A 15,413-nucleotide genomic window follows, 5' to 3' on the forward strand; every position below is an offset into this window, starting at 1 on the left:
CGAATCGAAGGCCGCATGGTGATGGCACCGGCCTTCGGCAGCCTGGACCACCTGGGGCTGATGGAAAGGCTCGTCCAATGACGCCGGGTTTCCTGCCCGGCGATGAGCTCGTGCCGTCGTCGGCGAAGAACGTGCTGTACCAGGTCAAGAGCGTCGTTCCCCGCATTCAGCGGGTGAAGGTCCTCGACCTGGAGAACCGCGACGAGAGGCTTCTGGATGAAGCCGAACTGCGCATGCAGGTGGCTTCCGGTCAGCTCCGCGTACTGCGTCATGGCGCGGACCGGGAAGAGATGCTGCACGACCGTTCTGAGAAGGAGGACCAGGCAGCCCAGGAAGCCCTCCAGTTTCTTCAGGAGATTCTCAACCTCGCGCGGCAGTATGGGGTCACCTTCCGCCGAGCCTACGCCATGCTGGTCAAGGAGGTGCTTCCGGAGCAAGGTGCGCAGGCGCTCAAGCCCCTGTCCCTTTCGCAGGCCTATCGGCTGTGGGAGCGCAAGCGCAATGGCATGCCGGTGCGCATGGCCAACGCGACCAAGGGCAATCGCGAGCCCCGCTACAGGCCTGAGGTCTATGACTACATCAAGGAACAGGCGGAGGAGCTGCTCCTGCAAACGCAGTCCAAATGGACGCTGCGCACCCTGACGGAGCGGATCAACCAGCTGCTGCACGAGCGCGGCTTCTTGCCCAAACGGCGCGATGTCAGCCGGGAGCTCGTGAAGCGGGTCATCCTCACCCAGGTGCAGCCGAATCCTGAACTGGATCAGATGAAACCCGGGGACGCCATTTCTGCGCTGGCAGTCGCGGGCAAGCGGATTCGCATCGACGGAATGTTCGTGCGGGTCGAGCAGGATGCCTTGCATCTGCCGTGGCTTCTCAGGACGCCCTACGGTGATTCGGACCAGGTGTATCTGGTCCACGCCATCGACTGCTGCACCTCGATCCCCCTGGGCTGGTGCATGGTCATCGGCTCGGCGCGAGTGCCGGACACGCTCAAGTGCATCGAGACCATCCTGTTCCCCAAGCGCCGTCGCGTGGAAGAACTGGGTTTGAAATACGACTTCGACATCTACGGGACCCCGTCGATGGTCGTCGTCGACAACGGCCCGGAGAACAAGGGCGCCCGTGTGATGCGGCTGTCGCGCCTGTCCATCACCCTCAACCGCCTGAAGGCGCGCCACGCGCACCGCAAACCCTTCATCGAACGGCTCAACAAGTCGCTCAAGGAACACCTGGAGACGCTGCCAGGCTGCACGCGCGTCAACGGCAGGGACGGCCAGCGTGATCCTGCCGCCCTGGGCGATCCCGTCATGACCATCGAGGAAATGGAGCGCTGGATCGTGCGCTTCTACTTCGAGCACTGGGTCCACAACCCGCTGGACCGGCTGGCGAAGTGCATCTTCATCGACAACGAGAACCTGGGCAACACGCCGCTGCGGCGCTACCGTGCACTCGTCGAAGAGCGCGGCTACCCCATCCCTCTGCCGCCCAGCGTCCATGCATGGCGCTCCACGATCTACGACCACGAGTTCCGGACCCTGTCGCGCAAGACCGGCATCAGCTACGGTAACTACCACTTCACGGGCGACCGGCTTCCGTACCTCATCGGCTTGTTCGGTCAGACCGAGGTCGAGGTGCTTGTCGACCCCGACGATTTCCGCCGCGTCTACGTCATGGACCGGGACGGGCGCACCCTGGTACCGCTCATCAACGACAGCACCTCCGAAATCACCCCGGCGTACAGCTATGACGAGGCCGAAGCCTTGTTGCAGGAGGCGGCCGACGACGGTGTAGACGTGGCCTCCGAGAACCTGCGCCGCGACATCCTGAATCGGTCGGTGGAACGCGCACCCAAGGGACGCACGGGGCGCAAGGATCAAGGCAGCGGACGTGCGCCCACCACCAAGGCCGCCAAATCCAAGGACACCACCACGCAGGCCCGGCGCCACGCCGCCGTCGCGCGCAGCGCCAGCAACCCGCTGCCGCCGCGCATTCCTGTCCTGGGCCATCCTCCGCTCGGGTCCATGGAAGACGACTGGGCCGGTGTGCAGGGTCTGAACATCATCGACCGTAGAACTGGAGAGATTCGCCCATGAACAGCGCAGCAGAACTGCGCCGCAGCATCGAGACCTGCCGGCTGAGCCATGTTGCCTATGACGAGCACTACCGCTGGCTCAAGGACCGCATCGACGACGCACTCGACGGATTCAGCCCGCGCATCGAAGGGCTCATCGGGCCTTCCCGGGCCGGCAAGTCCATGCTCCTGGAGGCGCTGGAGCAGGACTACCCCGCCAAACGCGTCGACGGCGTGCGCGACGTTCCCGTGCTCCGTGTCAAGCTGCCGCCGGCCATCACGCCCAAGCTCTTCCCTGCGGAGTTGCTCAAGGCACTCAAGGTGCCCATCCCTGCCAAGGTCAAGACCTCTGGCGAACTGCTAGGCCGGGTGTGCGAGCAATTCAAGCTGGCAGGGACCCGGGTTCTGCTGCTGGACGAGGCCAGCCACTTCGTGGAGCCTGGCGCTCGCGTGCCACCCCGCGCCGCGGGCGACATGGTCAAGTCGCTGTCGGACGACGCCAACCTGAGCATCTTCGCCACGGGGATTCCGCACCTGGAGCGCCTCTTCCAAAGCAACGAGCAGCTGCGGCTGCGGGCTTCCGCGCGGCGGATGTTCAAGCCCTACAACTTCGCGGAAGCCGAGGACCGCATGGCCTTCGCGCAATGCGTCAGGACCTACGCCGACCTGTTCGACCGGTACGGCTGGCCCATCGACATGGATTTCGCCGCGCTGGTTAAACAGTGCTACTTCCACTGCGGTGGCCTGATCGGCGTGTTGAGCGCCTTCATGCGCGAACTGTGCATCCGCAAGCGCGGCGAATCACCGCGGCCGCTGACGCTGGCGGACTGCCTGGATGCGGCGCAGCGGGCCGAAGGCACCGGCCACGCGCTGCACAAGCCCTTCCAGTCAGAAGAGGTCTCCGCTGCGGAACTGAACCAAGCCTATGGGTATGTGCTGGAAACCTACGGCCTGCCCACGCGGGGAAAGCGCTGACATCGAGCGCGAGAAAGGAGCACGGAAGTGGAACTGACCTACCTGTTCGAACCAAAGGCTGACGAGTCGCCGCTGGGGTACTACCGGCGGCTCTCGGCCGCCAACGCGCTGACGGGCTGGAAGGAACTGGCCCTCATGGCCGAGGTCTCGCCGTCCCGCTCCGGCCTGCTCGGCACGCCGGAGCACGTCGCCAAGATGCTCTCCATGCCGCAGCCATGGACGGAGCAGCTGGCGCAGCAGGAGCGGGGGCTGCGCGCACTGCGGTCGCTGCACCGCTCCGGCAGGGACGCTGTCTGTCCGCATTGCCTGGCGGAGGATATGTACCTGCGGGTCCACTGGGAGCATGCCTATGCCACCGCTTGTACCCGGCATCGGGTCCGGCTGGTGGATCGCTGCACGGTGTGCGCTTCGCCGCTGGACATCCTGCGGGAGCACATCGCGCTGTGCAATTGCAGCCAGGAACTGGCTCATCTGCCTTGCGAACCGGCCACGGACGCTGAACTGTGGCTGTCCGGCCTGCTCGCTGGGGCGAAGGAGGGCGATGCCCCTGTCATCGCGCCAGAGGTCATCGGCGCAGAGCCCCAAGCGGTCGCGCAACTGGTCCGAACCCTGTGCCAGCAGGCCGATGTTGCGGAAGCGCCTCCTCGCAGGAACGCCGCGGCGCCCAAATCGGTTGGTGAAGCAGTGGAGTTCCTCGCGCCGTTGCAGTCGTTGCTGGCGCAATGGCCGCAGGCCTACGAGGCCCATGTGCGATCCCGGATGGCGGCAGGGCCGCAAGAGGCTCGCACCCTCAAGGCCTTGCTGGGCTTGTGGTACCGCCAGCTGCGGGATGTGGCGGCTGACGGGCCGCTGCATGCCTTTCTGGCGCCTGTGCAGCGGATCGCCGCCACCGAGTTCGATGGCGTAGTCGGGATCGAGGACGTCGACAGCTGGGACGACCTGCGCTACGTGCGCCTGGGCGACGCAGCCAATCACGGCCAGATGACCGTGCCTACGCTGCGCCGCGCCATCGCTGCAGGCCAGGTCCAGTACCGCACGCGCCGGCTCGGGACGAAGGGCAAGGTGTACGAGGTGCTGCGCACCGACCTGGACCGCATCGTGGCCATGCGGCAAGGATGGATGACTGGGGCGGCAGCCTGCAAGGCGCTGGACGTGCCGGCGAAGGTGCTGACCAACATGGCGGACGCCGGCCTGGTCGAGGCGGACCACGAATGGGTGAAGGACGTACTCAAGGGCGGACCGGTTCGCGTCAACGCGGTGGAACAGGTGCAGGCGACGCTGATGGCGAACGTGGCAGCATCCGCGGCCGCTGGCGAACGAATCGCCTTCCAGGGCCTGACGAGTCGGCGCCTGGGTGACAACACGGCCATCCAGACGTTGATGCGTGCCATCCTGTCTGGCGAAGTCCAGGCACAGGAGCCTGCCGCCACGGTGGGCACATTGCAGTACCTGCTGTCCGACGTACGCCGGTTCTTCGGCACTCCGCTGCTGGAGGGCGGGCTGTCGGTCAATCAGTTGGCCAAGCTGACGGGCTGGAAGCACGACAGCATCGACCATTGGATCGAGTCCGGCCTGCTGGAGTCGTTCTCCATCGTGCTCCGTGGGCAGCCGTGCAGGGTCGTGATGCCGGCGCAGCTCCTGGCTTTCAACCGCACGTACATGCCGATGTCGGACCTGGCGCGGCTCGTTGGCAGCCGGTCGGCGTTCATGAAGCGGCGCCTGGCGGAAATCGGTGTGATCGGTGGCCGCCCTACCCGCAATGGGACGGAGCGGGGAATGCTTGTGCGGCTGGCAGACGTTGCGGCGCTGGCCATGGGAACCACCAACCTCGGACGGCTCGCGGTGCGGGACGCGCGGGCTGACAGAAGGACGCCGAAATGAGTGATGGACCGAATGCAGCGCGACCGATCCTCTTTCACGAAGCCGCGTTGGGACAAGCATTGAAGCGCCTGCTCGACGAGCGGGGCATCTCCGAGTGGGAGCTGTCTCGGCAGGCGAACGTGAAGGTCGAGTTGGTTGCTGCGGCGCTGAAGGGTTCGGGCCGCGTCCCGCTGGCGGCGTGGTGCCGGTTGGCCTTTGCGTTGGGGACGGAGGTGACGCTGATCCCCTCACCGAACCTTGCCAGGGCCGTCGGTCCCGTCGAGACCGTCGTCGACCGAGCACTGTCGGCGCTGCAAGATCGAGCCGGTGTTGGAAGCACCCTTCAACAACCGGCAGGCGATGGTGTCGGTGCATTCGTTTCCGGTCAGCGCGTGCTCCTGGATCGACTGGAGCTGTTCGCGCTGACGCCGGCCTTCGCGCGCCTGCAGGCCACGGTTCGCACTTACGGGGCTGGTGAGTCGGCCGCCTGGCTCGCGGGCTGGATGATTCGACCTGCCATCGGACTGGGCGGTTTGCCCATCGACATCGTCGATGAGCCAGGCGGCCTGAAACGGGTGGACGAACAGCTCCGGCGAATCATGGTCAATCCTGGAGGTGCTGCGTGATGAATCCTGATGCCCCACAGCCATGCCCCATCATCTTCCTGGACATGGATGATGTCGTCGTCCTGAACCGGACTTCGGCATTCGACAAGCACCGTGTGCATGAACTGGCGCCTGAGGTCTGCCGACAGCTGATCCACCCACCGGCTGGGCTGGCACTCACGGAGCTGCTGCATGAGTTCCCGGTCAGGATCGTGGTCACGTCCCATTGGGTACGGTTCACGTCGCGCGCCGCCTTCGAGAGGCTTCTGCGGCTGGCGGGCTACGAGCAGGTCGCCCTGTCACTGCATGATGCCTGGAGCGCACCGCGAGGTTCGGCAGTCACCAGGGTCGAAGTCATCGACGCCTGGCTCGCGGAACACCATCGCGGCGAGCCGTACTGCGTCATCGACGACCAGGACAGTGGTGCGAGCCTCGTCGGGTCGATCCACGACAAGGCGGGTCGGGTGCTGCTTTGCAGTGTGGGGGGCGGACTCCATCGTGGCCATCTACCGTTCATCCGCGAGGCGCTGACGACGAATCGGCCTTGACGCCAATTGGTTGGCCACGGACCCACTGCGCGGACTGCCGCGGCACCACGCACTTGCCGATGCCTGGGCGCTGAAGGCGCGCCTCGAAGCCGTGCATGGCGCGCGACTTGGAAGGAACCGGAAATGGGAGATTGCGCAGAGGTGCGCCAGTATCATGAACTGCATGGCTCAATGCACTGCACCAGTACGTGGACACGTCTCAGCGGCGGCGGCCTGCCGTGCATGTCGCTATCGCCGTGGCGGTTACGGCGGCGGTGGTGGCCACAGTGCAAAGCCGCGCTGGTCGCGAGCCGGATCGTCCGTGTGGTCCCCACCCGCCCCCAAAGGCATCGCCGACGAAGTTGCCGAGTGGGTCGCCATCGGCGGCTGACAGCGGTTCTTCGCGCCTTCTGCATGGACGCTCCCGAACTGGATTCCAACGCAGCGCTACGCGCCGAAAACGCCAGGCTCATTGCACTCCTGCAAGCCCATGGCGTCGAATGGCGCGCGCCTCGACCACCGGCGGATCGCGCTCCTCCCCCTGCGTTCGTCAAGCTGTCTCCAGCCGAGAAAGTCGCTCTGTTTCGCAGCCTTTTTCGGGGACGGACTGACGTCTATCCCGTGCGCTGGGAGAGCAAGACCACCGGCAAGTCGGGCTATACGCCGGCGTGCCTGAACGAGTGGGTGGCGGGCATCTGCCACAAGCCCAGGATCAAATGCGCCGATTGCGAGCATCGGTCCCTCGCCTCCATCACCGACCCGGTGATCTACGACCACCTGGCAGGCGAACACACGGTTGGCATTTATCCACTGCTCCAGGACAACACTTGCCACTTCCTGGCGGTCGACTTCGACGAGCAGGAGTGGCGCGAGGACGCGCAGGCGTTCGTCGGGTCCTGCCGAATGCTTGGGGTTCCTGCTGCGCTGGAGATTTCCCGCTCGGGCACCGGGGCCCACGTCTGGGTCTTCTTTTCGCACAAGGTCGACGCGCGTGATGCCCGTCGCCTCGGGACCGCCCTCATCAGCCATGTCTGTGCGCGGACCCGACAGTTGAAGCTGAGCTCCTACGACCGGCTGTTCCCCAACCAGGACACGATGCCGAAAGGGGGCTTCGGCAATCTGATTGCGCTGCCTTTGCAGAAGAAGCCGCGCGAAGCCGGCCACAGCGTGTTCGTCGACGATGCGCTTCGCCCCCATCCCGACCAATGGGGGTTTCTGGCGTCCGTGCGCCTCATGCCTGTCGAAGACATCGAGCCCACCATCCTGCAGGCGACGGGAGGTTCCCACCCTCTGGACGTGACCTTCATCGAGGACGAGGACCACCAGACGCCGTGGCTTGCGCCACCGCGTACCAGCAAGAAGATCGCTGGGCCGCTGCCCGAGAGCCTCCAGCTGACGCTCGCCAACCTGGTCTACTTTCCGAAAGAAGGGCTCCCTCAGGCGTTGGCCAACCGCCTCATCCGCCTGGCAGCTTTCCAGAACCCCGAATTCTACAAGGCGCAAGCCATGCGCTTCGCGGTCTGGGACAAGCCCCGCGTCATCGGCTGCGCGGAGAACTACCCCAAGCACATCGCGCTGCCTCGCGGTTGCCTGGACGACGCGGTCTCCCTGCTGACCGCCAACGGCATCCGTGCCGTCGTGCAGGACGAGCGCTTCCAGGGCATGGAGATCGACGTGCGCTTCGCCAGCACGCTGCGCGACGACCAGGAGGCGGCGGTGGCCGCGACGCTGCGACACGACACTGGCGTCCTCTGCGCACCGACCGCCTTCGGCAAGACCGTCACGGCGGCGGCGGTGATTGCCCGGCGCGGCGTGAACACCCTCGTGCTGGTCCATCGCACCGAGTTGTTGGCCCAGTGGCACGAGCGGCTGCAAAGCTTCCTGGCCGTCGACAAGACCATGATCGGCCGCATCGGGGGCGGCAAGTCCAAGCCCACCGGCAAGATCGACATCGCGGTGATGCAGTCCCTGGCAAGGAACGAAGAACTCGGCGCGCTGCTCGACCAGTACGGCCAGGTCATCGTCGACGAATGCCACCACATCGGCGCTGTGTCGTTCGACCTGCTGATGCGGCGGGTCAAGGCCAAGTACGTCCTCGGCCTGACCGCGACGCCCATACGTCGCGACGGTCAACACCCCATCATCTTCATGCAGTGTGGGCCGATCCGGCACACGGCCCAGCGGCCCGACAGCGCGCCGCAACGGATGGAGGTCCATCCGATCCGATTGGCCGGACCTCTCGAGGTCCCTGGCGACGCGGGAATCCAGGAGCTCTTCACCAAGCTCGTCCAGGACGCACGGCGGACGCGCTCGATTGTGGATGCCGTGCTGGAATGCTACAGCCAAGGACGCAAGGTGCTGGTCCTGACTGAGCGTACGGATCACCTTGCCACGCTGGCCGATGCCTTGCAGAAGGTGGTGCCGCGCATCTTCGTCCTGCATGGGCGCATGTCCCGCAAGCAGCGCGCGGCGACCATCGCCGAACTGGACGAACTGCCGCCCGACGCTGCCCGCATCCTGCTGGCCTCCGGAAAACTCGTGGGAGAAGGCTTCGACCATCCAGCACTCGACACGTTGGCGTTGGCCATGCCGGTGTCGTGGAAGGGAACACTGCAGCAGTACGCTGGCCGGCTGCACCGGGAGCACAGCGCGAAGACGGATGTCCGCATCCTGGATTTCGTCGATACAGGCCACCCGGCGCTGCAGCGCATGTGGGAGAAACGACTGCGCGGCTACAACGCGATGGGCTACTCCATCGCGCCCAGGCTCCTCTGACATGAAGCCTGAAGTGAACATGCTGCCCACGATTCTTTCGGCCAAGAACTGCTTTGCAGCGTTGGCACTGGGCTGCATCATGGCTGACCACTTCAACCCAGCCGTTACACTTGGTCGGCGCACTCCGCAGTTCCCAGGAGTCAGGTGGCTCGAGGGCCAGTTCCTGCTCAGAACAGGCAAGAAAAAAGCTGCTCGGTGAGCAGCTTTTTGGAATAGGTGGGATAGCGATGCTACTAGCAGACCGTTCGCGCCTCTAACCCGTCGTTGCGCCACAAGGGCGCTTCTCGCGGGAGAGTATAGCACCTCTCCGTCAACCAGCCACCCTGTGATTTCCTTCTGCTCAAGTCTACACATCGCCTCAGTTCAGACGGCGCTGTCCGCCAGTCGCCTGGGTTCGTATCAGGGTCTGGTGGGTTCGACGGCCACGGATTCCGCTGTCGGAGCCTATGTCTGGGGCTTGGAGCTGAACTCCGCCCTGTCTCCCTTGTTGAGCATGATCGAGGTGGTGCTGCGCAACAGCATGCACGGGGCGTTCACCGCCCATTTCGGCAAGCCCGACTGGTACCAGGACGTGCTGAAGCGGGAGGGAGACCTCACCTGGCAGGCCAAGGTCGCGGCCACGCCGACCCTCGCACAGCACTACTACCGGAAAGGCGTGCCGCCCTACCACAAGAAGAACGTCTGGATCGCAGGGATCAAGAAGACCTTGAAGAACTGGCGCTCGCCTGGCGAAGGCAAGCTCGAGGAGATTCAAAGCCGGTTGAGCCGGAACGGGAAACACCAGACCCCGGATCAGGTCGTAGCTCATGCGATGTTCGGCTTCTGGGTGGCGCTCTTGGACCCCACCTTCGAATCGGTAACCGACCCTTTGGCTCTTTGGCCGAACTGCACTGCGGGGACGTTCCCGAACGACCCCGGAATGACCCGGGCGCGCGCACTGCATTTGCTCGAGCGCATCAAGGATCTGCGCAACCGCGTCTCCCACCATGAACCCGCCTGGCGGATGGCGACACCCCTCACACCGGCCGGCGTGAATGCGACGCTGTCTGTCCGTGTCCAGGAGATGCGCGAGTTGCTCGATGCGATGGCGCCGGACATCACCAAGCTGTTGGACAACTCGGGATTGTTCGGCCGCCTCGCCTGGCTGCTGGACCCGCAAACCATCGCCGCGTTCGCAGGGCAGCACACCATTGCCGCCGTGGACCTCCGCGCGTTGGGGCGGAAGGTCCGCAGACTGGCGAAGCAAGCCCATCGCAGCGCGCTGGCGCCGTTGCCCCAGCCGGGCAAGGCCGTGGCTCTGTTGCACGCGGGCAAAACCTTGATGACCGTGGTACCCCACTGGTAGCGCGCCGACATCTGCAGTTCAACCAAAGCGGCAGATTGGCGGGAAGCGTTTCGCGGGAACTGCTGCCAAATAGGCGGGTTTCTCGCTATAAACTGCAGCAACACTGGCGTGTGCCGAGCACTCCACCTGAACGAGGCACCTCGCCATGGGCCTTTCCGCGCATCTTCTTGACCGGCATCTGTCCATGACCGCGTAGCTGGTAGCGGTTTCGCACCTTATGGCTGCCACTTTCGCAGATTATGTCTTGCAGGCACGCGTAAGCTGTTGATTTGTAAGAGGGCGGTGTCGCGTCTTATGCCTCGCCCTACAACGCCATCCGGCGGCCCAAGGAGAGCAACGCGATGCGGCTGGAAGCAGGCAATGTGCTGGCGGCGAAGATGAACGCGCACCGCCACCAGTGGGACGGCAGCATCTGCGCGCAGCCGCAGGCCTGGAACTGCGGGGCGCCCGCGACCTTCCGCGAGAACTACTGCGCCGACGGCGTCGCGCGCTGCTTCCACCTGGACGTGTTCAAGCCCCTCGGTCCGCGCTTCGTGACGCCCGACCCGACCGTCATCCAGGCCGTGCGCGAACAGCCCCGCCTGCTCGACGACCAGGTGCTGGTGTTCTACGGCGGGCGGTTCGGGTCGCAGCAGGGCATCACGCCCGGGGCGTTCGAGAACGCGCTGTACGGCCTCTACCGGGTCAAGGACGTGGTGCTGGACGACAGCCGCCTGCCGCACCGGCTGCTGATCGAGCCCCACCCGGACGACTGGGCGATGCTCCCGCGCCTGGAGCTGGGGCCGGCGACGCTGCGCAGCGTGCCCGGCGTGGCCTACCTGAAGCAGCTGCGCGCCCGGACGCTGCTGGAGACCGTCGACCAGGCGCTGCAGGACGCCGCCACGCCGCGCCTGGAAGGCTGGACGCCGCAGCACGACCGCCAGCTCCGGCGCGCCCAGGAGCTGCTGCCGCAATGGCTGGACCGGGCTGAGGAGACCCTGTCCAGCCTGCCCCCGCCGCAGGCGATGCAGCGCACCGTGGTCCAGGCCCCGGCCCTGCCCTCCGCGCTGGCCGACAAGCTGTCGAAGGAGATTTCGAAGGTGAGGGTCGCCACGGTGCCGGCCCGGCCCGCGGAAAGCCCGGCCCCCGATCCGGAACCGGCACCGGCCGCCCTCCCGGAGGCGCAGGCCGCCGCCGCGCTGGCCGAGCGCTGGGACGCGGCCCTGGTCACCGCGCTGAAGGTGGGCTTCGCCACCAAGAGCCTGGTCATCCTGAGCGGCGCGCCCGGCGCGGGCAAGAGCTGGATCGCCAGCCGCCTGCTGGACGACGCCGAGCGCGAGCGCGCGGTGATCGTGCCCGTCGCGTCCACCTGGCGCGGGCGCGAGGACCTGCTGGGCTACGTCAACCCGATCAACGGCCAGTTCGAGCCGACGGAGCTGACGCACTTCCTGCTCGACGCCGAGGCCGCCTGGGAGCGCGGCGACCGGCGCGCGCGCCTGGTCGTGTTCGAGGAGTTCAACCTCAGCCAGCCCGAGCACTGGCTGAGCGACCTGCTGGTGCGCCTGGAGTACGAGCCGGAGCGGCGCGCCGAGCGCACCGTGGCGCTGGGCGGCGCGGCCATCGCGGGGCGGCCGGGGCGGGCCTGCCGGGTGGTGCTGGTGCCCAGCCTGCGCTTCGTCGCCACGCTGAACAACGACCACACCGTCAAGCCGCTGTCGCCGCGCGTGCTGGACCGGGCCGCGCTGATCGAGGTGTCGAGCAGCGGGCGGGTCGCGCTGCAGCGCGCCGGGCTGGCCGTGCCCGACGCGCTGGCCGACCTGATCGACGACCTCAACGACCTGCTGGCCCCGCGCGGCGCGGCGTTCTCGCTGCGCTCGGCCCGGTCGCTGCAGCGCGCGATGGCGGCCGGCGGCCTGGCGGCGCCGCAGGCGCTGGACCTGGTGCTCGCGCAGGAGGTGCTGTCGCGCGTGCGCCTGCTGGCCGGCGACCCGCGCGACGAGCAGCTGCTGGCGCGCCTGCAGGACTGGAGCCAGCGGCCCGAATGCGCCGACCTCGCGGCCTGCGCCGCCCGCATCGCCGGCTGGGCCGAGGCCCTGGCCAGCGGGCGCGACGTGTTCCAGGCATGAGTTCGCTCCCGCCTGGCGGGACGGGCCGCGGGCCGAAGGAGTGCCCATGAGCATGGCAGCGGCGAGCGCGGCCCCGCCGGCCTGGCTGCCGCAGGTGGTGGCCGACCTGCGCGCCGTCTCCGCCGACCTGCTCGCGCCCGGCCTGGCCAAGCCGGTCCAGGCCGGCGCCACGGCCGGGCATGGCCCGCTGCTGCGCGGGCTGCTCGCCGCCGTCGATGCCTTCACCGCGCTTCTGCCGCAGCTGCTGGAGGAGGTGCATGCCGATGCCGACGCCGCCGACTGGCGCGCCGCCCGCACGCCGCGCGGCGCCCGGCCGTCCCCGGCGCCCTACGACTTCGCGCTGCACGGCGGCCGGCCGCTGCCGCTGCGCTGGCAGCGCCGCGACACGGGCGAGCAGCCCGACGAGGCCGCGCTGCGCTGGGCGCTGCACCTCGCCGCCCGGCTCGGCCAGGCGCTGCACACCCACGCCGCCCGGCTGGACTCGCAGCTGCAGGACGCGCTGCTGGTGCGCGCGGGCGACAGCGAGCATGCGCTGCAGGACGCCCAGACGCTGCGCGGGCTGGCCGCCGGCGTGCGGCGGCGCGCGGTGGCGCTGCGCCAGGCGGAGGCGCAGGTCCGCGCGGCGGCCGGCCGGCGCATCACGCCGGGCGAGCGGCCGCCGTCGCCCTATCCGCAGCGGCCGGCCTGGTCGCGCCTGAAGCGGCTGGCGCGGGAGCTGCTGAACCCCGAGGCCCTGCTCGGCGCGCTGCTCGGCCCGCTGCTCACGGCGCCGGTGCCGCTGGCGGACCTGCCCTTCCTCTACCAGCGCTGGTGCGGGCTGCAGCTGCTGCGGTCGTTCGAGCGCCAGGGCTGGACGCGGCGCGGCGACCTGGTCGGGCCGCTGTTCCTGGGCGGCCGCGTCGAGTTCGTCCGGCGCGACGCGGCCGACCTCGTCGTCTGGATCGACCCGCGCGTGTCCGAGGCCACCCTGCCCGTCACCGGCTGGGGCGTCGGCCGCGGCAAGCCGGAGCTGACGCCGGACTTCCTGGTCACCTGCGGCACGGCCGGCATGCGCGACGCCTTCGTGCTGGACGCGACGCTGTCGCGCGACGAAGAGGTGCTGGCGAGCAAGGCCCGCTACCGGCACGGCATCCTGGGCGTGGACCTGCAGCTCGTGGCCGGCGTGCCGGTGCAGCGCCGGCCGCTGCGCGCCTGGGCCGTGGCGCCGCTGGGCGGCGGCGGCTGCCGCCTCGGCGACCCCGAGGGCCGCACGGGCTGCATCCCGCTGCGGCCGGGCGAGGGCGAGGCCGACCTGCGCGCGCTGGATGCCTGGGTGGGCGATGTCTCGCTGCACGCGCGGCGCCAGGTGATCCGGGCGGATGCCGCGCGGGCGGCAGCGGCTTAGAACGGAATGTCGTCGTCCATGTCGTCGAAGCCCGTCGCCGCCTTGGGCGCGGGGGCCGGCGCGCGCGGGGGCGCGGGGCGCGGGGCGGCGGGGCGGGTGGCCGGGCGGCTGCTGCCGCCCATGTCGTCGCCAGCGCCGCGGCCGTAGCCGCCGCCACCGCCCTCGTCACCGCCGCCCATGCCTTCGCGGCTGCCCAGCAGCTGCATCTGGTCGGCGATGATTTCGGTGGTGTAGGTGTCGCGGCCTTCCTTGTCCTGCCACTTGCGGGTCTTCAGGCGGCCTTCCACGTAGACGGGGCGGCCCTTCTTCAGGTACTCGCCGGCGATCTCGGCCAGGCGGTCGTTGAAGACCACGCGGTGCCATTCGGTCTCTTCCTGGCGCTCGCCGGTCTCGCGGTTCTTCCAGTTGCGGGTCGTCGCCAGGCTGATCGTGCACCAGGCCACGCCATTGGGGTTGTAGCGGACCTCGGGGTCGCGGCCGAGGTTGCCGATGAGGATGACCTTGTTGACGGATGCCATGACGCTCGCCCGTGTTGCATGTGGAAGGGGGCGGATTATGCCGGGCACCGCATTCCGCACCACCGCTCCCGCACTTCGTCCCGCCCCGGGCCGGCCGGGCGGGGCCCGTCCCTAAGATGAGGCCATGCACCCGTCCGGCACCCCGCATCCCCGCGCCCGGCTGTGGCTGGCCTATGCCGGCTGCTGCGTGCTGGCCTGGTGCCTGTTCGTGCTGGCCGGCAGCGAATTCGACCGCGGGCTGGACCCGTTCTGGCTGGCGGTCTACCAGGCCACCACCATGCTGTGGGCGCCGATGCTGCTGGGCGTCGCCGTCTGGCCCGTCGCGCGCCGCCTGCACGGCAGCGACGCCGGCCCGGCCGCCACGGCGATGGCGCACGGGCTGGCGGCGGTGGCGTTCGCCGCGCTGTGGCAGGCGGGCGAGTTCGGCGTCAACGCCGCGCTGTTCGGCGCCGGCCACGCGGGCGCCGTGCTGGTGGCCGGGCTGCTGTGGCGCTCGGTGTGGGGCCTGGTGGTCTACGCGGCCATCGCCACGGCGTTCACGGCGGTGCTGCAGGCCCGGGCCGCCCGCGCGGCGGCGGTGGCCGCGGCGCAGGCCGAGAGCGCGCTGGCCCGCGCGGAGCTGTCGGCCATCAGCGGCAAGCTGAACCCGCACTTCCTGTTCAACACGCTGAACTCGCTGATCGCGCTGACCCGCAAGGACCCGGCCGGCGCCGAGGCCGCGCTGCTGAAGTTCGCGTCCATGCTGCGCTACGTGCTGGACACGAAACGGGGCGGGCCCCCGCGCCCCGCGGCCGCGGCCGCGGCGGACCGCGTGCTGCTGTCCGACGAGGTCGACTTCCTGCGCGACTACCTGGCGCTCGAAGCGCTGCGCCTGGGCCCGCGCCTGCGCGTGGACTGGGACCTGGAGGAGCGCGTGCTGGCCGACGAGCTGCCGCCGCTGACACTGCAGCCGCTGGTGGAGAACGCCATCCTGCACGCCGTGGCGCCGCGCAAGGGCGGCGGCCGCGTCTCGATCAGCGCGCGCCGCAACGCGCTCAACCACGGCCTGGACCTGGCCGTGGCCGACGACGGCCCGGGCTGCGAGCCCGAGGCGCTGGAGCCCCGCCCCGGCCAGCGCCGCGGCGTGGGCCTGGCCGCGCTGAGGAAGCGCTTCGCCCTGGACTACGACGGCCAGGCCCGCTTGCGCATCCACACCGCCCCCGGCGCCGGCTTCCGCGTCGACCTCTTCATCCCACAGGCATGAGCCCG

General features: G+C 68.5%; 12 protein-coding genes. 11 read left to right on the top strand and 1 reads right to left on the bottom strand.

What is annotated here, in order from left to right; all coding sequences use genetic code 11:
- The first annotated feature begins 77 nt into the window (after nucleotides 1-77).
- The 10 genes from QM788_RS05220 (at nucleotide 78) to QM788_RS05265 (ending at nucleotide 13,647) form a co-directional block, all read left to right on the top strand.
- Nucleotides 78-2,093: a Mu transposase C-terminal domain-containing protein gene (locus QM788_RS05220; RefSeq protein ID WP_415660420.1), complete on the top strand. Its 2,016-nt coding sequence runs from the start codon at nucleotides 78-80 to the stop codon at nucleotides 2,091-2,093.
- Nucleotides 2,090-3,046, top strand: a complete 957-nt coding sequence (locus QM788_RS05225; protein WP_415660421.1) for a TniB family NTP-binding protein — start codon at nucleotides 2,090-2,092, stop codon at nucleotides 3,044-3,046. Before QM788_RS05220 ends, QM788_RS05225 begins: the two co-directional genes overlap by 4 nt.
- Before the next feature lie 27 nt (nucleotides 3,047-3,073).
- Complete coding sequence (locus tag QM788_RS05230; protein ID WP_415660422.1) at nucleotides 3,074-4,927, top strand: TniQ family protein; 1,854 nt, start codon at nucleotides 3,074-3,076, stop codon at nucleotides 4,925-4,927.
- The gene (locus QM788_RS05235) at nucleotides 4,924-5,532 is read left to right on the top strand and encodes an antitoxin Xre/MbcA/ParS toxin-binding domain-containing protein (protein ID WP_415660423.1); all 609 of its coding nucleotides are present in this window, start codon (nucleotides 4,924-4,926) and stop codon (nucleotides 5,530-5,532) included. The genes QM788_RS05230 and QM788_RS05235 overlap by 4 nt, the downstream gene beginning before the upstream one ends.
- Nucleotides 5,532-6,059 carry an HAD domain-containing protein gene (locus QM788_RS05240; protein ID WP_415660424.1) on the top strand — a complete coding sequence of 176 codons (528 nt, stop codon included), beginning with the start codon at nucleotides 5,532-5,534 and terminating at the stop codon, nucleotides 6,057-6,059. The genes QM788_RS05235 and QM788_RS05240 overlap by 1 nt, the downstream gene beginning before the upstream one ends.
- Before the next feature lie 393 nt (nucleotides 6,060-6,452).
- Complete coding sequence (locus QM788_RS05245) at nucleotides 6,453-8,813, top strand: TOTE conflict system archaeo-eukaryotic primase domain-containing protein (RefSeq protein WP_415660425.1); 2,361 nt, start codon at nucleotides 6,453-6,455, stop codon at nucleotides 8,811-8,813.
- 1 nt (nucleotide 8,814) lies between these two features.
- On the top strand, nucleotides 8,815-9,012 hold the full coding sequence (locus tag QM788_RS05250) for a hypothetical protein (RefSeq protein ID WP_415660426.1): 198 nt from the start codon (nucleotides 8,815-8,817) through the stop codon (nucleotides 9,010-9,012).
- Nucleotides 9,013-9,306: 294 nt separating this feature from the next.
- Nucleotides 9,307-10,158 carry a hypothetical protein gene (locus QM788_RS05255; RefSeq protein WP_415660427.1) on the top strand — a complete coding sequence of 284 codons (852 nt, stop codon included), beginning with the start codon at nucleotides 9,307-9,309 and terminating at the stop codon, nucleotides 10,156-10,158.
- A 341-nt stretch (nucleotides 10,159-10,499) separates the two neighbouring features.
- Nucleotides 10,500-12,263 carry an AAA family ATPase gene (locus QM788_RS05260; protein WP_415660428.1) on the top strand — a complete coding sequence of 588 codons (1,764 nt, stop codon included), beginning with the start codon at nucleotides 10,500-10,502 and terminating at the stop codon, nucleotides 12,261-12,263.
- A gap of 46 nt (nucleotides 12,264-12,309) precedes the next feature.
- The gene (locus tag QM788_RS05265) at nucleotides 12,310-13,647 is read left to right on the top strand and encodes a hypothetical protein (RefSeq protein ID WP_415660429.1); all 1,338 of its coding nucleotides are present in this window, start codon (nucleotides 12,310-12,312) and stop codon (nucleotides 13,645-13,647) included.
- Here QM788_RS05265 and ssb read toward each other — a convergent pair.
- Nucleotides 13,644-14,165, bottom strand: coding sequence for a single-stranded DNA-binding protein (gene ssb / locus QM788_RS05270; RefSeq protein WP_415660430.1), 522 nt, complete (start codon nucleotides 14,163-14,165; stop codon nucleotides 13,644-13,646). The genes QM788_RS05265 and ssb overlap by 4 nt on opposite strands.
- 124 nt (nucleotides 14,166-14,289) lie before the next feature.
- Between ssb and QM788_RS05275 the strand changes: the two genes are divergently transcribed.
- The gene (locus tag QM788_RS05275; protein WP_415660431.1) at nucleotides 14,290-15,408 is read left to right on the top strand and encodes a sensor histidine kinase; all 1,119 of its coding nucleotides are present in this window, start codon (nucleotides 14,290-14,292) and stop codon (nucleotides 15,406-15,408) included.
- The last annotated feature ends 5 nt before the right edge of the window (nucleotides 15,409-15,413 follow it).

This window comes from Roseateles sp., assembly GCF_047654785.1.
Taxonomy (GTDB): domain Bacteria; phylum Pseudomonadota; class Gammaproteobacteria; order Burkholderiales; family Burkholderiaceae_C; genus Pelomonas.